The sequence below is a fragment of the Mesorhizobium sp. B1-1-5 genome, from assembly GCF_006443065.1.
Classification (GTDB): Bacteria; Pseudomonadota; Alphaproteobacteria; order Rhizobiales; family Rhizobiaceae; genus Mesorhizobium.
Map to the genome: position 1 here is coordinate 36,114 of NZ_VFWS01000015.1, position 22,842 is coordinate 58,955.

The window sequence follows — 22,842 nt, forward strand, 5'->3', positions numbered from 1 at the left end:
TGGAGGATGAAATGAAGCTGTTCGATGGCGGCCGCGCGCCCAATCCCCGGCGCGTGCGCATCTTCCTTGCCGAGAAGGGGCTGACGGTGCCGCTGGTGCCTGTCGACATGGGCGCGCTGGAGCATCGCGGCGAGCAGGTTGCTAAGCGCAATCCGCTGCGGCGCCTGCCGGTGCTCGAGCTCGACGACGGCACCATCATCACCGAATCGATCGCCATCTGCCGCTATTTCGAGGAATTGCATCCCGAGCCCGCGCTGTTCGGCACGGGCGCGCTCGGCAAGGCAAAAGTCGAGATGTGGCAACGACGCTTGGAATTGAACCTGATGAGCAGCGTCGCCGCCGCTTTCCGGCACATCCATCCGGCGATGAAGGAATGGGAAGTGCCGCAAATTCCGGAATGGGGCGAGGCCAACAAACCGAAGGCGATCGAATTCCTGCACCTGCTCGACGACGAACTGGCGGAGCGCGAATTCGCCGCCGGCGATGCCTATTCGGTCGCCGACATCACCGGCATGATCGCCATCGACTTCATGAAACCAGCGCGTATCAAGGTACCGGAGGAATGCACGAACGTGCTGCGCTGGTATGCGGCGCTTACAAGCCGGCCAAGCGCGATGGCCTGAGTGACAGCAATTGGACAATCCGCCGGACATGATCGAACCGCTGCCGCGCCTCGTCGAAAGGGTGCGGGCCTGCCGCATCTGCGTCAACCAGCCGCTTGGCCGGCCTTTGCCGCATGAGCCGCGGCCGGTGCTGCAGCCGTCCTCCACGGCGCGCATCCTGCTTGCCGGCCAGGCGCCGGGCACCAAGGTGCATGTGTCGGGCATGCCGTTCACCGACGCTTCGGGAGACCGGCTGAGAGATTGGCTCGGTGTCAGCAGCAAGGAGTTCTACGACGCCGAAAAATTCGCCATCGTGCCGATGGGCTTTTGCTTTCCCGGACAGGATGCCAAGGGCGGCGACCTGCCGCCGCGTCGCGAATGCGCTCCGGCCTGGCGCCCGGACCTGATGGCGCTGATGCCGCAGATCGACCTGGTGCTGACCATTGGCGGTTATGCGCAGGCATGGCATATGGGCACGACACGCCTGCCGTCACTGACCGAGACGGTCAGGAACTGGCGCGCCATATGGGATCGACCGTCCCTGCCGAAAGTGCTGCCGCTGCCGCATCCATCGTGGCGAAACACCGGCTGGCTGAAGAAGAATCCCTGGTTTGAAATGGATTTGCTACCCTTCCTGAGGGCAGAAATCCGCTATCGCATCGATTAGGCATTCTGCAAGAAATCACTCGCATTTACCGCCATCGGCAGAATTTCTTTCTTGTGAAAGGCTCTGATAAAAGGGATTATAGCCAAACTATTCCCCTGGAGCCTCCCATGGATCGCCTCGATAGAAAAATTCTCCGCCTTTTGCAGGAGGACGCGACGCTCGCGGTCGCCGATGTCGCCAAGAAAGTCGGCTTGTCGACGACGCCATGCTGGCGGCGCATCCAGAAACTCGAGGAAGAAGGCGTCATCAAGCGTCGCGTCGCCATCCTCGATCATGAGAAGGTCAATGTGCGCGTCACCGTCTTCGTGTCGATCCGCACCAATTCGCACAGCCATGAATGGCTGCGGCGCTTCTCCGAGGTCATCCAGGAATTCCCGGAAGTGGTCGAGTTCTACCGCATGAGCGGCGACGTCGATTACCTCTTACGCGTCGTGGTTCCGGACATCGCCGCCTACGACGCTTTCTACAAGCGGCTGATCGCCAAGATCGAGATCCGCGACGTCTCGTCGTCCTTCGCCATGGAGCAGATCAAGTACACGACCGAAATTCCGCTCGACTACATGGTGCTGGACAAGGAATCGGGCGCGAACGCGGCGTGACACCGGTCACGCCCGATCGGCCCTAGTTCTTCTTTTTGTTGAGAAAATTCCACGGCGAGTTGACCGGGAGCGTAACCGTGTCCGGCACGCTGTCGACGCTCGCCACCTCGGCCTTGCGTACGGTATAGCCCGACTGGACCATCGAGACGCCATCAAGGATGAAAAGCTGGCTTTTCTCCATGCCGGGCTTCAGCACGCCGGTGACGGCGACCGGTTCGTAAGCCTCTTTCATCCTGTAGGGATGCGCCGGGCTCACCAGCACGATCTGGTTCGGTGGCGGCGTCGGCATGTGGCTGCAGGCGCCCGTCCACGGCACCAGCAGGAACTGGTAGATAAGATCGCCGTCACGATCGACCGGCAATGCATAGCCGGCTAATTGTATCGTCTTATCCTGCAGATTGAGCGACAAGGTCTCGCCATGGTCGGGCAGTTTTGCCGCGATCATCGGCAGGTTCGCGTCTGCGGCTATCGCTTGCGTCGCGGGGCGCAGATCCTTCCAGAAGATATGCGCGACATCGGCCGCGGCATCGGCTCCCGTGGCTGCGAGGAGGAGCGCAGCCGCCAGCGCCGCGCATGACTTGAAACGCTTGCTCATGGTCGCTCCATCCTCCGCCAGTCCATTTGCTGAATCGAGTAAAAGCGTCGTGACCGATCCATGCTCAACGGTTCAGCCGCAACACATGCCGGCGCGTGCCGGCGGTACCGGTCTCATGGAAGCCCCTCGTAGTAAACATGTCGCGAAAACCCATGAAGCGGTAGCTGGGTGCTGCCTCATCGACGGGATAGGCTTCAATGACACGCGCGCCTTTGCTGAAGGCATGGTCGATCGCCGCGTCAAGCAAAGCGGAGGCCAGTCCGCCGCCGCGCAATGCCCTCGGCACATAGAAGCAGACGATCGACCAGATGCCGGTCTCGCTGTCGTCCTGCTGCTTTGAAAGTTTCCGGTAGGTCTCGCGCGGCGCCACCGAGCACCAGCCGACCGGCCTGCCGTCCATCTCGGCGATGATGCCGACCGGGGTGCCTTTGTCGATGAGCGCCATCATCATGCGCTTCCTCTCGTCGTTCTGAATGTGTTCGCGGGTGGAACGGCGCCAGGCCATGCACCAGCAATATTTCGGTGCGCCGGGCTGCTCGAACAGGTTTTCGAAGTCGGCGCGTGTCTCTGGCGTCACCCCGACGAACCGAATCCCGGCAAGGTCAGGCTTTTGCGACTGCGAGCCTTTCGAGCTGTCTGGCATCCGTCAGTTCCTTCACCGCATCCTTGCCGATCCAGCGCGCCGTCTTGTCGGACGATGCCGCCAATCTTTCCGCCAGCGCAAGGGCAGGGGCGTGCAGGCTCATTGAGCGCTTGCCGATCTGCCGCAGCGCCCAATTGACCGCCTTGCGGACGAAATTGCGCGGATCGCCGGCATGCTTCTCGATCAGCGGCAGATAGGCGAGGAAGGTCGCGTCCGGCTCTTTCTTGAGATGCACCGCGCTCCAGGCCAGCATGGCAAAGGCGGTGCGGCGAATGAATTCGCGTTCGTCTCCAGCGAACTCGTCGATCAATTCACGCCAGAACGGTGTTTCGGCGAACAGGTCGGCAACGGTGTCGACGATCTCCCAGCTGTCGAAATCCGCGGCCCAGCGCCGGCATTGATCGATATCGACCTTCTTCGGCTCGCCGGTGAAGGCGGCCATCAGCCGCGCTTCGCGGATGCCGCTGTTCCAGAGCTGCAGCGACCGCTCGTGGTTTTTCTTCAGCTTGCGCGCCAGCGGCCGCAATTGTGAATTGCCGACGCCGAGCGCGCTGGCGGTGTTGATGCCGAAGCGCGCCATGCCCACCCGGTTGTCCTCGGTGCCGACCGAACGCAAATGAGCGACGATGTCGTCGGCGCTCCAGCTCGGATCGGGCAGAGGCATCGTCACCTATCTTTCCAGGCGCGCCAGCAGCGAGGACGTGTCCCAGCGCTTGCCGCCCATGTCCTGCACATCCTTGTAGAACTGGTCGACCAATGCCGTCACCGGCAACTTGGCGCCGTTGCGATTGGCCTCCGCCAGGCAGATGCCGAGATCCTTGCGCATCCAATCGACGGCGAAGCCGAAATCGTATTTGCCGGCGTTCATCGTCTTGTGGCGGTTCTCCATCTGCCAGGAACCGGCCGCGCCCTTGGAGATCACCTCGATGACCTTCTCGATGTCGAGGCCAGCCTTCTTGCCGAAATGGATGCCTTCGGCCAGGCCCTGGACGAGGCCGGCGATGGCGATCTGGTTGATCATCTTGGTCAGCTGACCTGCGCCAGCCGATCCCATCAGGCCGACCATGCGGGCGTAGGCGTCGATGACAGGCCTTGCCTCGTCGAAGGCGGCCTCATCGCCGCCGACCATGACGGTCAACACGCCGTTCTCGGCGCCGGCCTGGCCGCCGGACACCGGCGCGTCGAGGAAGGAGAAGCCCGCCTTGCGCGCGGCGTCGTCAAGCTCGCGCGCGATCTCGGCCGACGCTGTGGTGTTGTCGATGAAGACGGCGCCCTTCTTCATGGCGGCGAAGGCGCCGTTGGCACCTGTGGTGACCGAGCGCAGATCATCGTCATTGCCGACGCAGGAGAAGACGAAGTCGTTGCCCGCCGCGGCCTCGGACGGCGTCAGCGCCAGTTTGCCGCCATGCTGGGCCACCCATTGCTCGGCCCTTGCCTTGGTGCGGTTGTAGACGGTGACGTCATGGCCGCCTTTGTTCCTGAGGTGCCCGGCCATCGGATAGCCCATGACGCCAAGACCGAGAAATGCAACCGATGCCATAAGCCTGCCTTCCAACAAAACACAGTTTCCAGTGGCGGAAGGTCTAGGCCAAGCGAAAAATTCGTCAAGGCACGCAGAGCCGCTTCGGCTGGTGCAGACGGCCGGGGTGGCGATCTAAGTCTTTGTTTTATGCATGTCGTTTCCCCTAAAACCGCTGCGCACTTTTAGGCGACATGCATTAGCGATGCAGATGGACGGTGATGCGGCGCTCGATCCACTCGACGCCATGGCGCAGGATCTCGACCATCACCAGATAGACGATCGCCACCCAGATATAGGCCTGGATGTCGAAGGATTTTGCGTAGGCGAGCTTGGCGTTGCCCATCAGGTCGTAGACGGTGATGATGGCGACGATCGCCGAGGCCTTGATCATCAGGATCAGCTCGTTGCCATAGGGCCTCAGCGCGACGATGATCGCCTGGGGCATGATCACCTTGCGCAACGTCTGCAATCTGTGCAGTCCGAGCGAGGCCGCACCTTCCCATTGGCCGCGCGTCACGCTTTCGATGGCGCCGCGCAGGATTTCCGCCTGATAGGCGGCGGTGTTGAGCGAGAAGGCAAAGACGCCGCAATAGAAGGCCTCGCGGAAGAACCACCACAGCCCGACCGTCTCAAGCTCAGGCCGGAACGAGCCGATGCCGTAATAGACCAGGTAGGTCTGCACGAGCAGCGGCGTGCCGCGGAAGAAATAGACGTAGCAATAGGCAAGCGCGGACAGGATCGGGTTCTTCGACATGCGGCCATAGGCGACCGGCAGCGACAGGAGCGCGCCAACGACCATCGAAATGCTCACCAGCGATAGGGTGGTCCCCAGGCCCTGCAGATAGGCGGGAGCGTATCTGGCGAAGAATTCGGCGTTCCAGGCATAGACCAGATAGGCGACGATGCCGGCGCCGAACAGCACCCAGATGCCGACCAGCGCGTAGCCGAGGATACGGGCTCGCGACCACCCGCGCGCTTGCGGAGGCGGCTTGTCGATGGCGATGGCCTGGCTGACGCTCACCGCGCCTCCCTCCGTCCGAGGTAGCGCAGGGTGTAGCTCGTGGCGATCGACGACAGGACGGCCAGCGCCAGAAAGATCAGCGCCGCAACGCTGTAGAACAGGAAGGCATGCCTGGTGACGCGCGCGGCGACGCCGGATTGGCGCAGGGTCTCGGCGAGATTGACCACCGACACCAGGGATGTGTCCTTGAGCAGGCTTAGCCAGCAATTTTCGAGGCCCGGAAAAGCGATGCGTATCAGCTGCGGCAGGACGATGAGCCGCATCGTTTGCCATTTCGATAGGCCAATGGCGTAACCGCCCTCATACTGGCCTTTCGGAATGGCGCGGAACGCGGAGAGGAAGACCTCGCTGGCATAAGAGGAAAAGATCAGCGACAGCACGATCATGCCGGCGATGAAGCTGTTGACGTTGATCGTCGCGTCGGGATTGAACAGCCGCACGACATATTGCAGGAGAAGCGGCATGCCGAAGAAGAACAGGAACAGCGTCACCAGTTCGGGCAGACCGCGAAAGACCGTGGTGTAGATGTTGCCGGCCAGGCGCAGCGAGGATTCTTCATGCTGCTTGGCGAAGGCGACGAAAAAGCCGGTCACCAGGCCAATCGGCAGTGTGGCGAGCGCCAGCGCGATGGTGACCAGAACGCCAGACGCAATATCGTCACTCCAGCCCTCCGGTCCCCAGCTGAGAAGTGTCCAAATGCTTTGGGCCGGCATTGACGGGTCGTGTCTCCGTGGCGATCCCGGAAGGATTTAAGGGCGGTGAGGGATGCCTCACCGCCCTTGGCGTATCGATCAGGATTCGGCGCCGTAGACGTCGAACTTGAAGTACTTGTCGTTGATTTCCTTGTACTTTCCGTTCTTGCGGATGGCGTCGATCGCGTTGTTCAGCTTGTTGACCAGATCGGTCTCGCCCTTGCGCACGGCGATGCCGGCGCCCGGTCCGAAGATTTCCACCGGCTGCGGCGACGGCTGGCCGAGGATCTTGCAGCAGGCGCCGTCCGGCGAATCCAGCCACTGCTGCAGCACGACGATGTCGTCCTCGATCGCATCGAGACGGCCATTGGCGAGGTCTGCCTGTTCCTCGGGGCTGCTCGGATAGCCCTTGATGGTGCTGTCCGTGAAGGTCTTCGACGCGTAATTGTAGTGCGTGGTTGTGGTGGCGACGCCGATGTTCTTGCCGGCAAGGTCTTCCTTGGTCACGCCCTTGAGCGGCGAATCCTTCGGGACGGCGATGGCCGATGGGGTATTGTAGTATTTGTGGGTGAAGTCGACCTTTTCCTGGCGCTCGGGCGTGATCGACATCGAGGCGACGATGGCGTCGAACTTGCCGGCCTGGAGCGCCGGGATGATGCCGTCCCAATCCTGCGCGACGAAGGTGCATTTCACCTTCATCTCGTCACAGAGAGCCTTGGCGATATCGATGTCGAAGCCGACCAGCTGGCCGTCCGAGGTCAGGTTGTTGAAGGGCGGGTACGCGCCTTCGGTGCCGATCCTCAGGGTCTTTTCCTGAGCCTGGGCGACGCCGAGTGTCAGCAGCGCGGCCGAAGCGGCAAGCGCGATACGCAGTGCAATACGCATGATAATCCTCTCATATGTCATGGCCGCTGTCCCGTGCGGCTCTTGTGGGCGGCCGTTTCTTGACCACCCGCTGAGGCGGATACTCCCACTCTTTGCGAGAAAAAAGCAACTGCAATTCAACGGCAAACGACAATCGGGATGTGCCGCTGCGTTACTTGGTTTGAGCCACGAGACCTGTGCTGCGCTCGACAAAGTCGGCTATCGATTTCGTGTCGTCGAGGTCGAAAACCGGCAGCTTTTCGCCTTCGACCGTGAAATCGGCGGCGACCGCGACAATGTTGGGATCGTCGGCCGAAAGCGGCGTCCGATCCTTGGCTTCAAGCCGCCTTGCCTCGATCTTCTTATGCGCTTCGCGCTTGTAGCCTTCGACCAACACGATGTCCGAGGGCGACAGCCGCGCCAGGATGTCGTCCAGCGTCGGCTCGTTTTCCTCGCGCAATTCGTGCATCAGAGCCCAGCGCCGGCCGGAGACGATGGCGACCTCCGTCGCGCCCGCCTGGCGGTGGCGGAAGGAGTCGGCGCCCGGCTTGTCGATATCGAAGTCATGATGGGCGTGCTTCACCGTCGAAACCGTCCAGCCGCGCGCCACCAGTTCGGCGACCAGCTTTTCCGTCAGGGTCGTCTTGCCGGAGTTCTTCCAGCCGGTGATGCCGAATATGCGTCTCATGGCCCGAGGCTTTGCAACAGACGCTCCGCCGCCGCAAGGTCGTCCGGTGTGTTGACGTTGAAGAACGGGTCAATCTTTTGGCCGCGAGCCTCGATCATGGCGAACTCGACTTCGACATGGCCGTGCCGCTCCATGAAGGCGGAAACCCGTCGGTTGTCCTCGTCGACCAGGAAATGACGCAAGGCGTCGCGCAGGCCGAGCGGCCAGAGCGCGAAGGTCGGGTGCCATCTGCCGTCCGAGCTGGCGACGGCGATCGTGCCGGGCCGATCGAGCGCTGCCACCACCAGGCGCTCGACGAGATTGCCGGGAAAGAACGGCGTGTCACCGGCGGCGCTCACCAGCCATCGGCAGCTTGTTTGCGTTGCCGCCCAGTCGAGGCCGGTGAGAATGCCTGCGAGCGGGCCGGCATGGCCCGGCATCGTATCTTGGATCACCGGCAGGTCCATGCCGGCAAATCGCGCCGGATCGCCGTTCGCGTTGAGCCCCAGTGTGGCGACCTGCGGCCTCAGTCGCGTGGCGACATGGTCGATCAGCCTGGCTTTGCCCAATGAAAGGAGCGGCTTGTCGCCGCCGCCCATCCGGCGCGACTGGCCGCCGGCCAGAATGATCCCCGCAACAGTTCGGTCCATCGCGCCTATTTGCCGTCCGGTGCCATGTCGGGTCCAGCGCTTTCGGCGGCAGGTTGCTGCCGTCCGACGACGCGCTCGCGGTAGAGCGTATAGAGGCCCGAGCCGATGATGATGGCGGCGCCGACGGTCATTGGCGTATCGGGGATATCGCCGAAAATGACGAGGCCGAGCAGGATCGACCACAATAACGCGGTGTAGCGGAATGGGGCGATGAAGGAGATGTCGCCCGAGCGCATCGCCATGATGATGAACTGATAGCCGATGACCACCAGCACCGCCGCCAGCGCCAGAAGCGTGGTCGCCCGGCCGCTCATCGGCGTCCAGCCGCCCATCGGCGACAAAAGCAGCGCGCCCAGCACCGTCATGGCAAGCGCGGTCGCCGTCGACACCAGCATGGTCGGGATCGCCTCGGGGATCCGCTTGGTGGCGAGATCGCGCACCGCGCAGCAGGCGACGCTGGTCAATGCCAGCAGTGAATAGACGCTGAAGCCCTCGAAGCCCGGTCGCACGATGATCATCACGCCGGTGAATCCGATGGCAATGGCAAGCCAGCGCCGCCAGCCGACGCCTTCGCCGAAGAACAGCGCCGCGCCCATGGTCACCGCCAGCGGCAGCGCCTGCAGCACGGCCGAGACGTTGGCGATCGGCAAATGCGCAAGCGCGATCAGAAACGATACCGTGGCGCCGGCTTCGCCTGCCACGCGCGTCGCCACCATCGGCTGCAGCATGGCCGCCGGATTGGCAAGCGCGCCGCGCCGCCAGGCGAGCAGGCCGACGAACAAGGACGCGAAGGCGCCGCGCACCAGCATGACCTGCGCCATGTTCATCGATTCCGACGAGAATTTGGTGATCGCGTCGTTCAAGGTGAAGCCGACCATGGCCACGATCATGAACAGCGCGCCGCGCAGATTTGGCGAGAGGGGCAAAGGCGTTTCCGGATTCAATTTTAATTCAGCCGTCTAGCAGGCAGCCGGAAAACAGCAACGGCAAAGAAATGGGCCACGAATTTCTGCGTGGCCATGAGATCGATTTGCCGAGCTTTGGAAGCCTTACTTAGGCGTCAGCACCTCGGTGCCGTTGCCGTTCTGGCCGGCGATGGTCCACAGCCCGTGCAGGGAGCCGTCCTTCTCGATCTTGTAGACGACGAGACCGATCTCCTTGCCCATCGCGTAGCCGGCGGAAAATGCATTGTCGTTGCGCATGCAGATGCCATCCGAGGTCGAGCCGCCGGTTTCCCAGTGGATCGTGCAGGTCGTGTCGCTGGTCAGCGTGATGGTTGCCTCGCCGTCATATTTCGAGCCGTCGAAATTGGTGCCGGCGACGGTGTAGGTGCCGCCGATCGATTGAGCCGCAGCCGATACGGAAGCAATCCCAAGCATTGCCAGTGAAAGCATGAATGTGCGCATGTGCACTCCCCCTAGAGCGAAAATCCTGCGCGAAGGCTAGGCTGTAAAAGGTCGGCGGTAAATCGGCCGGAAGGCGACGCCAGCGCTTTATTTTCAGTGCGGCCAGGCTGACCTCAAGGGCCGCGCAGGGTCCTGGCGATGGAGCCGGCCAAAGGGTCGTATTTTGCCTTGAGCGCGGCAGGGTATTCGATCCAGACGGTGCGAATGACGTCGTCCTTTCCGAACAGGCGCCGTTCGTAAAAAATGTTGCCGTCCTTGGTGCCGGAGAGCACCGCCCAGTTCTTGCCGGTCTTGCTGTAGGTGACCTTGTAACCCGGTTCGGTGCTGGCTTTCTCCTGGACGACGAAACCTTGCGGCGTGTCGTTGTCAACGTTGTAGATGCCGGAACAGGTCAGGCTGGCGCCGTCGGCGCTAAGCCATTGCTGTCCGTCGCCATTTTCCGGCTCGGGCATCGGCTTGTTGAAGATGTCGTCGGGAAAAGTGCAGGACTGGCCGAACCGCGCATTCACGTAGGTGAAGGGCTTGGCCATCGCGGCCGCCGCCATGATTGTCGACAGGGACAAGATGGCCGCTACCGACGACCAACCGATGCGCTGCGGACGTTTCATGATCCCCCCTTTGGTCGATGACCGAAGGTGATCCTGCACCAAATCGTAGAAAAAATCAGCCGCCGGTGACGCTCATGTGCCGAGATACCGAAGGACGGCTGGTGCGGCGGTCGATGACGAAATCATGGCCCTTGGGCTTGCGGCCGATGGCCTCGTCGATCGCCTCGCCGAGCAGCTCGTTGCCTTCGGTGGCGCGCAACGGCGCCCTGAGGTCGGCGGCGTCCTCCTGGCCAAGGCACATATAGAGCGTGCCGGTGCAGGTCAGCCGCACGCGGTTGCAGCTTTCGCAGAAATTATGCGTCATCGGCGTGATGAAGCCGAGCCGGCCGCCGGTCTCCGTGACGTGGACATAGCGAGCCGGGCCGCCGGTCTTGTAAGGAATATCGGAGAGCGTGAACTGGCGCTCCAGCGAGGCGCGCAGCAGCGACAGCGGCAGATACTGGTCGGTGCGGTCGGCCTCGATCTCGCCCATCGGCATCGTCTCGATGAGGGTGAGGTCCATGCCGCGGCCATGCGCCCAGCGCATCAACTCGGGGATCTCGGCGTCGTTGAAGTCGCGCAGCGCCACCGCATTGACCTTGATCTTCAACCCGGCCTTCTGCGCGGCATCGATGCCCTCCATCACCTTGCCGAGATTGCCCCAGCGCGTGATCTGGTGGAATTTCTCGGCATCGAGCGTGTCGAGCGAGACGTTGATGCGCTTGACGCCGCAATCGGCGAGCTCGGCGGCGAAGCGCGACAGCTGCGAGCCGTTGGTGGTCAGCGTCAGCTCTTCCAGGGCGCCGCTTTCGAGATGCCGCGACAGCTGGCGCACCAGATGCATGATGTTCTTGCGAACCAGCGGCTCGCCGCCCGTCAGCCTGAGCTTCTTCACGCCTTTCTCGATGAAAACGGTGCAGAGCCGGTCAAGCTCCTCGAGCGACAACAGATCCTTCTTCGGCAAGAACGTCATGTCCTCGGCCATGCAATAGGTGCAGCGAAAATCGCAGCGGTCGGTGACCGACACGCGCAGATAGCTGATGGTGCGACCGAAGGGGTCGATCATGTCCATTTGCAAACGTTTCCCATGGCCTGAGCGGCACCGTTATATACAGCTATGTGATACGATCCAATGCCGCATTCAAGATAGACGGTCTTGATCTTTGGTAACATTCCCCGGCCGACATCCGATGTCGGCAAGGTCCAAATGACCTTTTCCGGCTGAGCGAAGCAGCGTAGGGAAGGGCGGATTGATGCAGGATGGACGACAATGACGGCACCGAAGGAACTCAGAGTCTCGAAGGACAGAAAACTGCTGTCCGTCACCTTTCCCGGTCATGACCCATTCGAACTGCCGGCCGAACTTTTGCGCGTTGCTTCGCCCTCGGCCGAGGTGCAGGGCCATTCGCCGGAGCAACGGGTGACGGTGCCCGGCAAGCGCAATGTCACCATCCTGAAGATCGAGCCGGTCGGCAATTATGCCGTGCGCATCACCTTCGACGATTTTCACGACACCGGCATCTTCACCTGGAACTATCTGCACACCCTCGGCCACGAAAAGGACGAGCGCTGGAATGCCTATCTCGCCGAACTTCAGGAGAAGGGGCTGAGCCGCGACCGCTAGGCCATCCTGTCCGCGTCTTTCGGCTTGGCCAGGGCCGCCAGGATCTCGCTGGTGTCGTAGTAGAAGGGTGTGCCTTCAATCAGCCGACCATCCCTGAAGCGCAGGACTTCGGCAAACGGCTGCCTGATCGTCACGCCGTTGGCTCGCGCCGTCAGCGAAAGCGTGCAGCTCATAAAGACGACGTCATCTTTTTGCGCCGCCTGAAGGTTCTCCACCGCAACACCGCTCCAGCTTTCGTGCATCGTCTGGAAAAGAGAGGCGATGCCTTCAAGGCCGTTCCAGTCGCCGGCATAGGGCAGTGAGTGCGGTTCATGCACGACGACATCCCTGTGGAAGGCGCTGGTCAGCATCTCGATGTTGCCCGACCCCGATTGCAGGAATCGCATTTCAACGTCGAACATGTTTTCGAGAAGTTCCATGGCGGTGCTTTGCCGCTCAACTGCTTTGTCCATGTCGATCTCCGTGTCCGTTTTGTACGGTGAACACGGTTTGCGCCGGAAATCATTGTGTCGACACCCGTTTCCTGATTGTCAGGTTTGGCACGTCGCGAGGACGTCATAGAGTTGGGGTAACGCCGGCAAAGGTTCGGAGGCGGGAAAATGTCTGAGATTACCACGGTCGAACAGCTCGAAGCGCTCTACGGTCTGCCGGGCGAGGCTTCGGTCGTCAAGGAACTCGACCATGTGATTCCCGAATATGCCGCCTTCATCGAGGCTTCGCCCTTCATGGCGCTGGCGACCAGCGGGCCTGAGGGCCTCGACTGCTCGCCGCGCGGCGATCTCGCCGGCTTCGTGCGCATCGTCGATGACAAGACTCTGATGATGCCCGACAGGCGCGGCAACAACCGCGCCGATTCGCTGAAGAACATCATTCGCGATCCGCGTGTCGGGCTGCTCTTTCTGGTGCCGGGCTCGGGCACCACGCTGCGCATCAACGGCCGCGCTCACATCACGACCGACGCGGATCTATGCGCGTCCTTCACGGTCGACGGCAAGCCGGCCCGCTCGGTCACCGTCATCGATATCGACACGGTCTATTTCCAATGCGCCCGCGCTATCGTGCGCTCCGAGCTCTGGAACCCGGCTAGGCATGTCGATCCCAAGTCACTGCCAACGCCCGGCCAGATCCTCGAGGTCACAAGCCGCAAGAACATCGATGCCGAGGCCTATGACAGGGAATGGCCGGAGCGGGCGAAGAAAACCTTGTGGTGATCGGAAGCCGGCTCAGGCTTCCTTCAGCACGTCGGCGATCTTGCGCATCTGCTCGCCGATCATGTCGCACTGCTCCGGCGTCGACTGGCTCATTGCCTTTTCGATCAGCGCCATGTGGACCTTCAGGGCCTTCATGAGCAGAGACTCGCCCGCCTCGGTGAGGTTCAGCCGCAGCACCCGCTTGTCCTTCTCGTCGCCTTCGCGACGCAGCAACCCGCGGGCCTCGAGCTGCGGCAACAGCATGGTGATATTGGAGCGGCCGACGAGCAGCTTGCGGGCAAGGTCGTGCTGCGACATGCCGGGGTGGCGGTAGAGGTTCATCAGCACGTCGAGCTGCGCCGGCTTGAGGTCGAGCGGGGCGAGCTTCACCGCCAGCGTGCGCTCCAGCACATGGCAGGCGCGCGCCACCGCAACCCAGTTGCGAAAGCGAGGGTTGTCCCAGGGTAGCTCTTGCTTAATGTTCATGTTTGAACTATTATGTTCATGCTTGAACGAATGGATGGACTGCCAATATGGCATCATTTGGAATGAAGGTCATCCGGGGCGTTTTCGGCGCGGCCGAGCATGTTGCGCCGCGTCTTAGCGGCCGCGCCGCCTTCGAATTGTTTTGCCGCACACCAAACGTCAAGACCTTGAGCGACGGCGAACGGCGCGCTGTGGAGCGTGCCTCTGCCTTCATGACCGAGGCGCGCCATCACAGGCTGAAAACCAGGACCGATTGCGTCGCAGTGCATGAATTCCGGCCGGAGCCGGGCAGGGAGTCGCGCGGCACGGTGCTCGTCATTCATGGCTGGCGCTCGCGTACCGAATATATGCGCGCTTTGATCGAAGGGTTTCGCGGCGCCGGCTACAAGGTCGTGTCGCTCGACCTGCCTGGGCATGGCCATTCGCTCGGCCGCCATCTCAACATGGTGACTGCCGTGGACGCGGCGCGGGTCGCCGGCGAATGGTTCGGCCCCTTTGCCGCCGTCGTCGGCCATTCCTTCGGCGGCGCGATTGCCGCCAATGCCGTTGCCGCATCGGTCAAGGGCATGCCGCCGCTTGCGGCGCAAAAACTGGTGCTGATTGCGGCGCCGAGCTCGCTGCCTGCAATCTTCGACGACTTCAGCGATATGATGAATGTCGGGCCGCGCTCGCGCGTCGCGATGGCGGACAGGGTGAAGCATCTATCCGGGCGGCCGCTCAGCGAATTCACCGGCGACCGCCAACTGGCCGCAGCGTCGGTGCCAACACTGGTCATCCACGCGCCGGACGATCGCGAGGTCCATGCCGACCATGCCAGGGGTTATGCGGCTGCCGGTGAACATGTCCACCTGCATTGGGCCGAGGGGCTTGGCCACCGGCGTATCCTCGCCGACAGGGACGTCGTCGCGCGCGCGGTCGGCTTTGTGACTGGCCAGCGCGAAGCGGCGCTGCATTAACCGACCTATCAGTCCGCCTTCTTTTTCTGCCCGGGCTCTACGGGCAGGCCAGCTGCTTTCCAGGCGGTATAGCCACCGAGGATGTGCTTGACCGGTGTCAGGCCCATGTCTTGCGCCGTCTTGGTGGCTAAAGCCGAGCGCCAGCCTCCGGCGCAGAAGAAGACGAAGGTCTTGCCGCTGGCGAAGAACGGCTTGTGGTACGGGCTTTCGGGATCGATCCAGAATTCCAGCATGCCGCGCGTTACATGCTTGGCGCCGGGGATCTTGCCATCACGTTCGACCTCGCGCGGGTCGCGCAGATCGACGAAGATCGTGTCCTCATCCTCCAGCAGCCCCGCTGCCTCCTCAGGCGACACGACCTCGATCTCGGCATTCGCCTCGTCGAGAAGCTGGCGATAACCTTTCTTCACGGCAAATCCTCCCGGCCACGCTTGCTGCGGCCGCCGAAATTTCGATCACAAAGACTGACGTTTGTCACGGGGTCAGGCGTTAGATCGTGATGGCGTTTCGTTGAACCGCCGTCACGATCTAACTCTTTGTTGGAGCATGATCTTCTCCAAAAACCGGTTCCCACTTTTCGGGATCATGCTCTAGCGCCGGCCATCGTCGTCCACGCCGCCATGGCGCCGGCAACGGTCGCCATAAGAGCGGCATGGGTTGCGCCGTCGCGCGCCTGGATCGACATGCCGTGCTGAACCGTAGCATAGAAGGTCGCCGCGGTGCCGCTGTCGAAGCTTGCCGGCAATTCGCCCTCCGCCACGGCGCGCTCGAGCCGTCGCAGCAAGGCGGTCCGGTTTTCCGCCCGGCGGCGGCGCAGATCAGCGCCGATCGCGCCACTGCTTGAGTCCTGATGCAGCGCGCCGAGCGCGATAAGGCAGCCCTGCGGGCGATCGCCCTGCGAGTAGGCCCTGGCTGTCTGTCGCAGGAAGTTCTCCACTGCCTGGCATGCCGTCGGCGCCTTGTCGAGCGCCGCCCGGATCTCGGTACCTTCGGCGTGCGTGTAATATTCGGTCGCTTCAAGGAAGAGCGCCTCCTTGCTGCCGAATGCGGCATAGAGGCTGGGGGACCCGATCCCCATTGCCGCGGTCAGGTCGGCGATCGAGGTTCCCTCATAGCCTTTGGCCCAGAACAGCTCCATCGCCCGCCGCAACGCAGCGGTTCGATCGAAACTTCGGGGACGGCCTCTTTCCGACATGGCGCTCTTTTCTGTGTTGATCGTTACATAATTCACTTGACGATGACGGGCAAGGCTGACAGGTATTTATGTATCGATCGTTACACAAAGGAAAAATCAATGACTTCCAACCAGCTGCGCGGCAGGGCCGCTTTTGTGACCGGCGGCAGCCGCGGCATTGGCGCGGCAATCGCAAAAAGACTGGCGCGTGAGGGCGCCAGCGTCGCGCTGACCTATGTGACTGGGGAAGCGCAGGCGCAGGCTGTCGTTGGCGAGATCGAGGCGGCCGGCGGGCGTGCGGTCGCCATTAGGGCAGACGGTCGCGATGCCGAAGCGATCGAGCGTGCCGTCGACCGGGCGGTGGACACGTTCGGGCGGCTCGACATACTGGTCAACAGCGCCGGCATATGGCGCGCCGCGCCGATCGATTCCCTCTCGCTCGCCGATTTCGACGAGAGCATGGAGGTCAATCTCAGAGCGCCTTTCGTCGCTTCCAAGGCCGCCGCCCGACACATGGCTGACGGGGGCAGGATCATCTCGATCGGCAGCAATCTGGCCGAGCGGGTCACCGATGCTGGGCTCAGCGCCTATTCGACCAGCAAGGCGGCGCTGATCGGCTTGACGAAGGCCTTGGCGCGCGACCTCGGCCCACGCGGCATCACCGCCAACATTGTTCATCCCGGTTCCACAGACACCGACATGAATCCCGCCAACGGGCCACATGCGGAGCATCAGCGCCGCAAGATGGCAACGCCGCGCTTCGGCGAGGCCGAGGAGATCGCGGGCATGGTGGCGTGGCTGGCGAGTCCTGAGGGCCGCTTCGTCACGGGAGCCTCGTTGACCATAGACGGCGGCGCCAACGCCTGATTGTTTTTTCGACACCGCCACATGCGTGTGAGGCCCGAGGACAGCCACTGCCTCGAGTCTCACAAGGATGTGAAACCGTTCTGCAACACGGCCGCGAAAATTTATGGAAGCTTAACGAAATCGGTATGAATCGGTATAGTCACGTCATACATCCGCCATGCGGAGGGCGGGACCGTCCAGCGGCGCGGAACGGGAACCGGCCACAACCGGTGCGGGTGAAGCATGAAAATCCTCGGGAACAAACGAACCGTCCTGCCGGTCGCGATCGCGGCGACGCTTGCCTTCGGGCAGCAGCCGGCAAGCGCGCAAGGGCTGTTCGACATGCTGTTCGGCGGCGGCATCCGGCATAACCCGCAAGGTGAATTTCCGCCGCCGCCGAAGCCGCGCAAGATGCGGCCGGCCGGAGAGGATGGTGGCAGCGTCAGGATCAGTGGTCCGACCTACAACACCTACAGGGCCGACAAGCTTGTGCGTGTCGATTTCAAATCGCTGCTGCCGGCACCGCAGGCCACGGCCGCTCAGGACGCCGCCTTTGTGCCGTCTGTGACGAGCAACAGCTTCCGCGATGCCGTCGCTGGCCTGAGCGAGTATGAGCTGTTTGCCGAGCCGGATATCGCCAAGGCGCTGATCGCCTATTATTCGGCCAATCCGGATTTCATCTGGGTGAGCGACGATACCCCCAACAGCCGGGCGCAGGATGCAGTGCGCGTCCTGGGGGAGGCGGCGAGCTATGGCCTGACGCCGGCCGACTACTCCGTCGATGTCCCGGCAGCCGCTCATTCCGCCGCCACACCGGAAGAGCGGACCAAGGAACTGGTCCGTTTCGAGATGGCGCTGTCGGCGCGCGTGCTGCGCTATGCCCATGATGCGCAGAGCGGTCGCGTCGATCCCAACCGGATGACCGGCTATTACGATTTCCCGGCCAAGCCGCTCGATCTCGAAGGCGTGCTGAAGACGCTGGCGCATACCCAGGAGGTCCGCACCTATCTCGAATCGCGGCATCCGCAGAATGCCGAATACCAGGCGCTGCGCGTCGAACTGGAAGCGCTTGAGGCGAGCGAGGAAAACGAGATCGTCGTCGATCCCAAGCTCCTGCTCAAGCCTGGCGAGAGCAGCCCGGAATTGCCGAAATTGCTGACGCTTATTTCCCGTAATCTCGATGACGAGATGGGTGGCAGCTATGGCGAAGTGCTCGCGAGGCTCGGCAAGAGCGAGTTCTACGATCCCGAGCTGGTGCCGGTGATCAAGGCGGTGCAGCAGCGCGCCGGCATGAAGGGCGACGGCGTCATCGGCCCGCGCACGGTAGCTTCATTGGCCGGCGCCTCAAAGGCCGACAAGGTCGAGAAGGTCAAGGTCGCGCTCGAGGAACTGCGCTGGATGCCGTCTGATCTCGGCAGTCCGCGCGTCTTCATCAACCAGCCCGCCTTCACCGCCAGCTATATCGACAGTGGCGAGGAGAAGCTGAAGACCCGCGCGGTCATCGGCCGGGTCACCAACCAGACCGCCTTCTTCTACAACCAGATCAAGCAGGTCGACTTCCATCCGTATTGGGGCGTGCCGCAGTCGATCATCGTCAACGAGATGCTGCCAAGGCTGCGCGGCGATCCGGGCTATCTCGACCGCGCCGGCTATGAGGTGACGGATTCGCGCGGCAAGCGCATCCCATCGGCGGCGGTCGATTGGGGTGCTTATGGCGCCAACATTCCGTTCAATGTGCGGCAGCAGCCGAGCGAGGCCAATGCGCTGGGCGAATTGAAGATCCTCTTCCCCAACAAGCATGCCATCTACATGCACGACACGCCGCAGAAATCGTTCTTCGAGCGCGACATGCGCGCGCTCAGCCATGGCTGCGTCCGGTTGCAGGATCCGCGCGGCATGGCCGCCGCCGTGCTGGGCACCACGGTCGACGATATCGCCGAGAAGCTGAAGCACGGCCATTCGACCGAGAATGTCACGCGCGTCATTCCGGTCTATGTCGCCTATTTCACCGCATGGCCGGACATGTCCGGCAAGGTCGAATATTTCGACGACGTCTATGGCCGCGATTCCAAGCTGATGCAGGCGCTCGACGCGACCGAAGCGGTGCGCACGCCGTCAAGCTGAGCGCTTTTTTTACTATCAAGCAATTTCGAACGGAAGGCTACGGCGAAGCCGCCGAGCCTGACCGCTTCACACTTTTCCTGGAATTGCTTTGATCAACGGCCGGCGCAAGCCGGCGTTGCGCCCGGCGATCAGCCAATAGATCAGGCCGGCCACGAGGCCGCCGGCGGCGATGATGCCCATGTCGGCCCAGCGTTCCGGATCATCGGCGGCGTCCGGCCAGATCAGCATGAAACCGGCTGCCGCGGCAGCGGCGCCGAACAGCATATGCAGCCAGAAGCTTCGCAGCGAAAAGAACTCGGCGATCATTGCAAAGACCAGCGTCTGCATACCCGTCAGGATGATCGCCAGAAAGTAGATGAACATGCCGAGCGGCGGCACCACCAGCGCGGCGACCGGCGTGAACGCCATAAGCTCGAAGTAACCCGGAGCATTGGGCAGCGAATTCAATATCGCGTAGATCACCACCACGGCGATCAACCCGACCAGCACCGCGACCAGATAGCCGACAAGCACCATCAGGATGCGCTTCAGGACGTAGCCGATCATTGCCATGCACCCCCCGTGCCCGCAATCATGGCGGGCAGTCAGCCACCAAAGTTGTGACGATGCAAGGGTGGTCCGTCGCGCTGGCTCCGCGCGGCGCCAAGGTCTTCAGGCGCCACCACACAGATGCTGCGAGTCGGGCAGGGCCCATGTGCCTTTAGACGCGAGGTCGACGGCGTAATAGACCATGCCGCGCAGATCGTCTTTCGGACAGTCGCGCGGGATCGCGATCAGGCACATGACGACCGGATCACCGACCTTGGAACTCGCCAGTCCGGGTTCGCGGCCATAGGAGACCGCCGTGCCGCCATTGGTAAATCGCGCCGCGCTGCCGGCTTCCGGGCTGGCGGTTTCCAGCGGGTCGTCGCCCAGCCTTGTCGTCAGCGCCGTGATATGGGTGAAGCCGCATTTTCCGATCGACACGGGCAGGGGCTGATCGGTTGGCTTCGGCGTCCTTGCCGCAAAGTCGAGCGCCTTCTTGCCGATGAGCGCGATATTGTAGTCCTGCACCCATTGCGGCGCATTGCTGTAAGTCTGCAACGCATTGTTCTGCGCGCTGACGATGCAGGCTGCGTCCGTCTTGCAGGCATTCCGGTCGGCGGCCAATCCCCTGGCGATCCCGCGCTTGTCGCCGCCGAAGGCGGGTTCGAAGCCGGCATAGGCCTTGGTGACCAAAGCATCGATGGCCGACATTTGCGGGTCGGCGCAGATCGCCTTTTCGGCGGGCAACTGCGCCTTTCGGCAATCGAAGGACGGGCCGTCCGCGCGCGCCGGGATCGATGTCCCAAGCGCCGATGCGGCCACAAGCAAGGCGATTGCGCTGATGTGAAGCCGCATGTCTGTCGTCCGTCCGGCCTGTTTCGATGATCAAGTCTATGCCGAACGCAGGTCCTTCGGAATGGCGGAGGCAGGCAACAAGGCCTATTTGGGTTCGCCGGTCACGGGATCGTAGGTGATTTGGACCTTAGCCTTGTCCGTCGTGTAGTAGGTGATGGTGTAGCCGTCGCTATCCCATTCGACCTCCTTCACATAGCGGAAGTCAGTACGGTGCTCGACCTTGGCGACGATCTCCGAGAGCTTCTTGGCATTTTGCGGCGGCAGTGGCTGGTCGTCCGCCGCAAAGGCTTGTCCACTGATAAGCAGGAAAGCGATACCGGTTGCTGAAACAACAGTGCGCATGAGAGCCCTCAAATCTCGTCGGCGTCAGTGCCGTCAGAAACTCGCACGCAGGCGGGTTGGTTCCGCAGCGCTGCAATAACGGAGTTTTGCAGCGCATGGCCCGATGAAGCCGATTCTTGCCGGCAGGAACCGGCCAATATTGCCTGGCGGAGAAAGTATAATAATTTCATATGGTAAAGTCGCGCTTCGGATGTGTCTCCTGACGTAACGAACGACTAACCATGCGCCGGAGGGTGAATTCGCCATATTAGCTGTTCGTGGTAGAGCTTTCGCCAAGACCCTGATAGAATTCTGGTCATAACAGGGTGGCAACAGTGCGCCGGGCCTGCCGAGGATTTCCGTCGGCAGCCGGCGATGCGTTTCTTTGAGCGCAGGTCGCCTGTTCTGGACTGCAGCGGGACTGGGGGCTCAATCATGGCTGAACGGAACTATACCCGTCAGCTTGCGACAATCATTTCAATCGACGCCGTAGGATTCTCGAGGCTTATGGGCATCGACGACGAGTTGGCTGTTGCCGCCTTCGAGGAACGGCGCGACATCATCGCCGACAGTTGCGGCGCATTTGGCGGACGCACGTTCGGCGATGCCGGCGACAGCATCATGGCCGAATTCGGCAATCCAATCGAAGCCTTGCGGGCAGCCTTCGATTTCCAGGCCCGGGTCGTGGCGCTGAATGCCGCTGTCGCCGAGGACATGCGCATGCCTTTTCGCGCCGGGATCAACACCGGCGACGTCATCGTCCGTGAGGGCCGTCTCTACGGTGACGACGTGAATATCGCGGCCAGGCTTCAGGAATTCGCGCCGCATGACGGCGTCGCCATCTCGGCGACGACGTGGCATCACGTGAGGGACAAGACGGCGGCCGTCTTCACCGATCTCGGCGAGTTCAGCCTGAAGAACATCGCCCTGCCGGTGCGGGTCCTGATCGCCGGTCGCGGCGGCAACGGCCCTGCCGCGACGGCTTCCTTCGCTTCCATTCCCGCCACGCCCGGTCATTCCAGGCCGATCGCCAAGGGCCCCCCGGCAATCGCCGTGCTGCCGTTCCAGGGCAACGGCAGCGAACCCGATGTCGGCTACATGGCCGACGGTATCGCCGAGGACATCATCTACGGTCTTTCCAACACGCGCTGGCTTTCGGTCATCGCCAAGGGCTCGAGCTTCCAGTTTCGCGACGACAGCCTCGGCACAAGGCTCATCGGCAACGCGCTGGGCGCCCGCTACATCGTCAGCGGCACGTTGGCGCGCTCCAACAGGCAGATCCGCCTCAATACGTCGCTCACCGATACCTCGAATGGGCGCCTGGTCTGGTCGCAACGCTTCGACCGCGACCTCGTCGACATCTTCAGCCTGCGCGACCAGATCGGCAGCGAGATCGTTTCCATCCTCGACAAGGAGGTCGACCGCGCCGAACAGGCGCGCACGTTCCAGGTGCCGTGGGAAAGCCTCGAGACCTGGCAACTGGTCAGGCGCGGCCGCTGGCACATGAACAGGCGGACACGTCGCGATACCGAAATCGCGCTCGACTTCTTCGACAAGGCCTACCAGGAAGATCCGAATTCGAGCGCCGTGCTCAACGAGCTCGCATGGTGGTATTTCTGGCGGGCCTGGCTGCGTTTCGGCGACAGCGACGATCTGGAGAAAGTCGAGACGCTTGCGCGCAAGGCGCTGCTGATGGACAGCCTCGATGCGCGTCCGCATGCCTATCTCGGCGCCGCCGACATCATGCGCGGCCTGCCGGCATTGGCAGCCGAGCATCTTGCCGAAGCGATCCACATCAATCCGAGCTTCGCCTTCGCCCGCTCGGCCATGGGCAGCGCGTATCTTTTGCTTGGCGATGCGACCGGCGCGATACCGTTCTTCCTGGACACCGAGCGGTTGAGCCCGTTCGACCTCTATCGCTTCCACAATCTGGGGGAACTGGCCGCGGCCTATTGCTTCGTCGAGGACTGGCAGGCCGCGATCGCCACCGCCGAGCGCTCGCTCAACCTGTCGCCAGGCTACTTTTACGCAAGATTCCTGAAGATAGGCGCCCTGATGAGAAGCGGTCGGCGCGACGAGGCGGCGCATGAACTCGCGATTTTCATGACCAGGCACCCCGATTTTTCCGAGCAGAGGATACGCTGGATACCGTTCGTGGACCCGGCCAAGAACAATTTCTTGATCGGCAATTTCGATCGGGCCAAGTCTGCCGCATGATCGCCGGGG

General features: G+C 62.4%; 29 protein-coding genes. 9 read left to right on the forward strand and 20 right to left on the reverse strand.

The window, feature by feature from the left end:
• Nucleotides 1-11: 11 nt before the first annotated feature.
• The 3 genes from FJ980_RS08300 to FJ980_RS08310 all read left to right on the forward strand — a co-directional run bounded on the left by FJ980_RS08300 (nt 12) and on the right by FJ980_RS08310 (nt 1,868).
• Nucleotides 12-623, forward strand: a complete 612-nt coding sequence (locus tag FJ980_RS08300; protein WP_140542431.1) for a glutathione S-transferase — start codon at nt 12-14, stop codon at nt 621-623.
• A 28-nt stretch (nt 624-651) separates the two neighbouring features.
• Nucleotides 652-1,269 carry a uracil-DNA glycosylase family protein gene (locus FJ980_RS08305; protein WP_140542432.1) on the forward strand — a complete coding sequence of 206 codons (618 nt, stop codon included), beginning with the start codon at nt 652-654 and terminating at the stop codon, nt 1,267-1,269.
• 107 nt (nt 1,270-1,376) lie between these two features.
• A complete protein-coding gene (locus tag FJ980_RS08310; RefSeq protein WP_006205209.1) occupies nt 1,377-1,868 on the forward strand; it encodes an Lrp/AsnC family transcriptional regulator in 492 nt (163 codons plus the stop codon).
• 22 nt (nt 1,869-1,890) lie between these two features.
• On the opposite strand, the gene FJ980_RS08315 is transcribed toward FJ980_RS08310, so the two are convergent.
• The 13 genes from FJ980_RS08315 to moaA form a co-directional block, all read right to left on the reverse strand.
• Nucleotides 1,891-2,463, reverse strand: coding sequence for a DUF3299 domain-containing protein (locus FJ980_RS08315; protein ID WP_140542433.1), 573 nt, complete (start codon nt 2,461-2,463; stop codon nt 1,891-1,893).
• Between the two features lie 64 nt (nt 2,464-2,527).
• The gene (locus FJ980_RS08320) at nt 2,528-3,106 is read right to left on the reverse strand and encodes a GNAT family N-acetyltransferase (RefSeq protein ID WP_140542434.1); all 579 of its coding nucleotides are present in this window, start codon (nt 3,104-3,106) and stop codon (nt 2,528-2,530) included.
• Complete coding sequence (locus FJ980_RS08325; RefSeq protein WP_140542468.1) at nt 3,066-3,770, reverse strand: DNA alkylation repair protein; 705 nt, start codon at nt 3,768-3,770, stop codon at nt 3,066-3,068. Before FJ980_RS08325 ends, FJ980_RS08320 begins: the two co-directional genes overlap by 41 nt.
• Before the next feature lie 6 nt (nt 3,771-3,776).
• A complete protein-coding gene (locus tag FJ980_RS08330; protein ID WP_140542435.1) occupies nt 3,777-4,646 on the reverse strand; it encodes an NAD(P)-dependent oxidoreductase in 870 nt (289 codons plus the stop codon).
• Nucleotides 4,647-4,824: 178 nt separating this feature from the next.
• The gene (locus FJ980_RS08335; protein ID WP_140542436.1) at nt 4,825-5,649 is read right to left on the reverse strand and encodes an ABC transporter permease; all 825 of its coding nucleotides are present in this window, start codon (nt 5,647-5,649) and stop codon (nt 4,825-4,827) included.
• Nucleotides 5,646-6,362, reverse strand: a complete 717-nt coding sequence (locus FJ980_RS08340; RefSeq protein ID WP_140542437.1) for an ABC transporter permease — start codon at nt 6,360-6,362, stop codon at nt 5,646-5,648. The genes FJ980_RS08335 and FJ980_RS08340 overlap by 4 nt, the downstream gene beginning before the upstream one ends.
• A 78-nt stretch (nt 6,363-6,440) precedes the next feature.
• Nucleotides 6,441-7,226, reverse strand: a complete 786-nt coding sequence (locus tag FJ980_RS08345) for an ABC transporter substrate-binding protein (RefSeq protein ID WP_140542438.1) — start codon at nt 7,224-7,226, stop codon at nt 6,441-6,443.
• Between the two features lie 151 nt (nt 7,227-7,377).
• Entirely contained in the window at nt 7,378-7,893 is a 516-nt protein-coding gene (mobB, locus tag FJ980_RS08350; protein WP_140542439.1) for a molybdopterin-guanine dinucleotide biosynthesis protein B, read from the reverse strand.
• The gene (gene mobA / locus FJ980_RS08355) at nt 7,890-8,522 is read right to left on the reverse strand and encodes a molybdenum cofactor guanylyltransferase MobA (RefSeq protein WP_140542440.1); all 633 of its coding nucleotides are present in this window, start codon (nt 8,520-8,522) and stop codon (nt 7,890-7,892) included. Before mobA ends, mobB begins: the two co-directional genes overlap by 4 nt.
• Nucleotides 8,523-8,527: 5 nt before the next feature.
• Nucleotides 8,528-9,448 (reverse strand): DMT family transporter, encoded by a 921-nt coding sequence (locus FJ980_RS08360; protein ID WP_140542441.1) that lies wholly within the window; start codon nt 9,446-9,448, stop codon nt 8,528-8,530.
• 123 nt (nt 9,449-9,571) lie between these two features.
• Nucleotides 9,572-9,928: a hypothetical protein gene (locus FJ980_RS08365; protein ID WP_095765401.1), complete on the reverse strand. Its 357-nt coding sequence runs from the start codon at nt 9,926-9,928 to the stop codon at nt 9,572-9,574.
• Between the two features lie 113 nt (nt 9,929-10,041).
• Entirely contained in the window at nt 10,042-10,536 is a 495-nt protein-coding gene (locus FJ980_RS08370; protein WP_140542442.1) for a hypothetical protein, read from the reverse strand.
• A gap of 55 nt (nt 10,537-10,591) precedes the next feature.
• Complete coding sequence (moaA, locus tag FJ980_RS08375) at nt 10,592-11,587, reverse strand: GTP 3',8-cyclase MoaA (protein WP_140542443.1); 996 nt, start codon at nt 11,585-11,587, stop codon at nt 10,592-10,594.
• A gap of 198 nt (nt 11,588-11,785) precedes the next feature.
• On the opposite strand from moaA, the gene FJ980_RS08380 reads away from it, so the two are divergent.
• Nucleotides 11,786-12,139: a DUF971 domain-containing protein gene (locus FJ980_RS08380; RefSeq protein WP_140542444.1), complete on the forward strand. Its 354-nt coding sequence runs from the start codon at nt 11,786-11,788 to the stop codon at nt 12,137-12,139.
• On the opposite strand, the gene FJ980_RS08385 is transcribed toward FJ980_RS08380, so the two are convergent.
• Complete coding sequence (locus tag FJ980_RS08385; RefSeq protein ID WP_140542445.1) at nt 12,136-12,591, reverse strand: nuclear transport factor 2 family protein; 456 nt, start codon at nt 12,589-12,591, stop codon at nt 12,136-12,138. The genes FJ980_RS08380 and FJ980_RS08385 overlap by 4 nt on opposite strands.
• A gap of 147 nt (nt 12,592-12,738) precedes the next feature.
• On the opposite strand from FJ980_RS08385, the gene FJ980_RS08390 reads away from it, so the two are divergent.
• Nucleotides 12,739-13,350, forward strand: a complete 612-nt coding sequence (locus FJ980_RS08390; protein ID WP_140542446.1) for a pyridoxamine 5'-phosphate oxidase family protein — start codon at nt 12,739-12,741, stop codon at nt 13,348-13,350.
• A 12-nt stretch (nt 13,351-13,362) separates the two neighbouring features.
• Here the strand turns inward: FJ980_RS08390 and FJ980_RS08395 are convergent, their stop codons facing one another.
• Nucleotides 13,363-13,815 (reverse strand): MarR family transcriptional regulator, encoded by a 453-nt coding sequence (locus FJ980_RS08395; RefSeq protein WP_140542447.1) that lies wholly within the window; start codon nt 13,813-13,815, stop codon nt 13,363-13,365.
• Between the two features lie 47 nt (nt 13,816-13,862).
• Here FJ980_RS08395 and FJ980_RS08400 point away from each other — a divergent pair, with 47 nt between their 5' ends.
• On the forward strand, nt 13,863-14,771 hold the full coding sequence (locus FJ980_RS08400; RefSeq protein WP_140542448.1) for an alpha/beta hydrolase: 909 nt from the start codon (nt 13,863-13,865) through the stop codon (nt 14,769-14,771).
• Nucleotides 14,772-14,779: 8 nt separating this feature from the next.
• On the opposite strand, the gene FJ980_RS08405 is transcribed toward FJ980_RS08400, so the two are convergent.
• Together FJ980_RS08405 and FJ980_RS08410 are read right to left on the reverse strand one after the other, a co-directional pair.
• Nucleotides 14,780-15,181, reverse strand: coding sequence for a rhodanese-like domain-containing protein (locus tag FJ980_RS08405; protein ID WP_095765408.1), 402 nt, complete (start codon nt 15,179-15,181; stop codon nt 14,780-14,782).
• 173 nt (nt 15,182-15,354) lie between these two features.
• Nucleotides 15,355-15,966, reverse strand: coding sequence for a TetR/AcrR family transcriptional regulator (locus tag FJ980_RS08410; RefSeq protein WP_140542449.1), 612 nt, complete (start codon nt 15,964-15,966; stop codon nt 15,355-15,357).
• A 99-nt stretch (nt 15,967-16,065) separates the two neighbouring features.
• On the opposite strand from FJ980_RS08410, the gene FJ980_RS08415 reads away from it, so the two are divergent.
• Together FJ980_RS08415 and FJ980_RS08420 are read left to right on the forward strand one after the other, a co-directional pair.
• On the forward strand, nt 16,066-16,812 hold the full coding sequence (locus FJ980_RS08415) for a 3-oxoacyl-ACP reductase family protein (RefSeq protein ID WP_140542450.1): 747 nt from the start codon (nt 16,066-16,068) through the stop codon (nt 16,810-16,812).
• A 222-nt stretch (nt 16,813-17,034) separates the two neighbouring features.
• Complete coding sequence (locus FJ980_RS08420) at nt 17,035-18,915, forward strand: murein L,D-transpeptidase (RefSeq protein ID WP_140542451.1); 1,881 nt, start codon at nt 17,035-17,037, stop codon at nt 18,913-18,915.
• A 66-nt stretch (nt 18,916-18,981) separates the two neighbouring features.
• On the opposite strand, the gene FJ980_RS08425 is transcribed toward FJ980_RS08420, so the two are convergent.
• The 3 genes from FJ980_RS08425 to FJ980_RS08435 all read right to left on the reverse strand — a co-directional run bounded on the left by FJ980_RS08425 (nt 18,982) and on the right by FJ980_RS08435 (nt 20,637).
• Entirely contained in the window at nt 18,982-19,467 is a 486-nt protein-coding gene (locus FJ980_RS08425) for a hypothetical protein (protein ID WP_140542452.1), read from the reverse strand.
• 99 nt (nt 19,468-19,566) lie between these two features.
• The gene (locus FJ980_RS08430) at nt 19,567-20,295 is read right to left on the reverse strand and encodes a lysozyme inhibitor LprI family protein (RefSeq protein ID WP_246676359.1); all 729 of its coding nucleotides are present in this window, start codon (nt 20,293-20,295) and stop codon (nt 19,567-19,569) included.
• An 84-nt stretch (nt 20,296-20,379) separates the two neighbouring features.
• Nucleotides 20,380-20,637, reverse strand: a complete 258-nt coding sequence (locus tag FJ980_RS08435; RefSeq protein WP_140542453.1) for a PepSY domain-containing protein — start codon at nt 20,635-20,637, stop codon at nt 20,380-20,382.
• Between the two features lie 414 nt (nt 20,638-21,051).
• On the opposite strand from FJ980_RS08435, the gene FJ980_RS08440 reads away from it, so the two are divergent.
• Entirely contained in the window at nt 21,052-22,833 is a 1,782-nt protein-coding gene (locus FJ980_RS08440; RefSeq protein WP_140542454.1) for an adenylate/guanylate cyclase domain-containing protein, read from the forward strand.
• Nucleotides 22,834-22,842 lie beyond the last annotated feature (9 nt).

Bases quoted from the DNA above. Each gene is read 5' to 3' on its own strand.
- FJ980_RS08300 (WP_140542431.1), top strand. From the start codon at position 12: ATGAAGCTGTTCGATGGCGGCCGCGCGCCCAATCCCCGGCGCGTGCGC.
- FJ980_RS08305 (WP_140542432.1), top strand. From the start codon at position 652: ATGATCGAACCGCTGCCGCGCCTCGTCGAAAGGGTGCGGGCCTGCCGC.
- FJ980_RS08310 (WP_006205209.1), top strand. From the start codon at position 1,377: ATGGATCGCCTCGATAGAAAAATTCTCCGCCTTTTGCAGGAGGACGCG.
- FJ980_RS08315 (WP_140542433.1), bottom strand. From the start codon at position 2,463: ATGAGCAAGCGTTTCAAGTCATGCGCGGCGCTGGCGGCTGCGCTCCTC.
- FJ980_RS08320 (WP_140542434.1), bottom strand. From the start codon at position 3,106: ATGCCAGACAGCTCGAAAGGCTCGCAGTCGCAAAAGCCTGACCTTGCC.
- FJ980_RS08325 (WP_140542468.1), bottom strand. From the start codon at position 3,770: ATGCCTCTGCCCGATCCGAGCTGGAGCGCCGACGACATCGTCGCTCAT.
- FJ980_RS08330 (WP_140542435.1), bottom strand. From the start codon at position 4,646: ATGGCATCGGTTGCATTTCTCGGTCTTGGCGTCATGGGCTATCCGATG.
- FJ980_RS08340 (WP_140542437.1), bottom strand. From the start codon at position 6,362: ATGCCGGCCCAAAGCATTTGGACACTTCTCAGCTGGGGACCGGAGGGC.
- FJ980_RS08345 (WP_140542438.1), bottom strand. From the start codon at position 7,226: ATGCGTATTGCACTGCGTATCGCGCTTGCCGCTTCGGCCGCGCTGCTG.
- mobB (WP_140542439.1), bottom strand. From the start codon at position 7,893: ATGAGACGCATATTCGGCATCACCGGCTGGAAGAACTCCGGCAAGACG.
- mobA (WP_140542440.1), bottom strand. From the start codon at position 8,522: ATGGACCGAACTGTTGCGGGGATCATTCTGGCCGGCGGCCAGTCGCGC.
- FJ980_RS08365 (WP_095765401.1), bottom strand. From the start codon at position 9,928: ATGCGCACATTCATGCTTTCACTGGCAATGCTTGGGATTGCTTCCGTA.
- FJ980_RS08370 (WP_140542442.1), bottom strand. From the start codon at position 10,536: ATGAAACGTCCGCAGCGCATCGGTTGGTCGTCGGTAGCGGCCATCTTG.
- moaA (WP_140542443.1), bottom strand. From the start codon at position 11,587: ATGGACATGATCGACCCCTTCGGTCGCACCATCAGCTATCTGCGCGTG.
- FJ980_RS08380 (WP_140542444.1), top strand. From the start codon at position 11,786: ATGACGGCACCGAAGGAACTCAGAGTCTCGAAGGACAGAAAACTGCTG.
- FJ980_RS08385 (WP_140542445.1), bottom strand. From the start codon at position 12,591: ATGGACAAAGCAGTTGAGCGGCAAAGCACCGCCATGGAACTTCTCGAA.
- FJ980_RS08390 (WP_140542446.1), top strand. From the start codon at position 12,739: ATGTCTGAGATTACCACGGTCGAACAGCTCGAAGCGCTCTACGGTCTG.
- FJ980_RS08395 (WP_140542447.1), bottom strand. From the start codon at position 13,815: ATGAACATTAAGCAAGAGCTACCCTGGGACAACCCTCGCTTTCGCAAC.
- FJ980_RS08400 (WP_140542448.1), top strand. From the start codon at position 13,863: ATGGCATCATTTGGAATGAAGGTCATCCGGGGCGTTTTCGGCGCGGCC.
- FJ980_RS08410 (WP_140542449.1), bottom strand. From the start codon at position 15,966: ATGTCGGAAAGAGGCCGTCCCCGAAGTTTCGATCGAACCGCTGCGTTG.
- FJ980_RS08415 (WP_140542450.1), top strand. From the start codon at position 16,066: ATGACTTCCAACCAGCTGCGCGGCAGGGCCGCTTTTGTGACCGGCGGC.
- FJ980_RS08420 (WP_140542451.1), top strand. From the start codon at position 17,035: ATGAAAATCCTCGGGAACAAACGAACCGTCCTGCCGGTCGCGATCGCG.
- FJ980_RS08425 (WP_140542452.1), bottom strand. From the start codon at position 19,467: ATGGCAATGATCGGCTACGTCCTGAAGCGCATCCTGATGGTGCTTGTC.
- FJ980_RS08430 (WP_246676359.1), bottom strand. From the start codon at position 20,295: ATGCGGCTTCACATCAGCGCAATCGCCTTGCTTGTGGCCGCATCGGCG.
- FJ980_RS08435 (WP_140542453.1), bottom strand. From the start codon at position 20,637: ATGCGCACTGTTGTTTCAGCAACCGGTATCGCTTTCCTGCTTATCAGT.
- FJ980_RS08440 (WP_140542454.1), top strand. From the start codon at position 21,052: ATGGCTGAACGGAACTATACCCGTCAGCTTGCGACAATCATTTCAATC.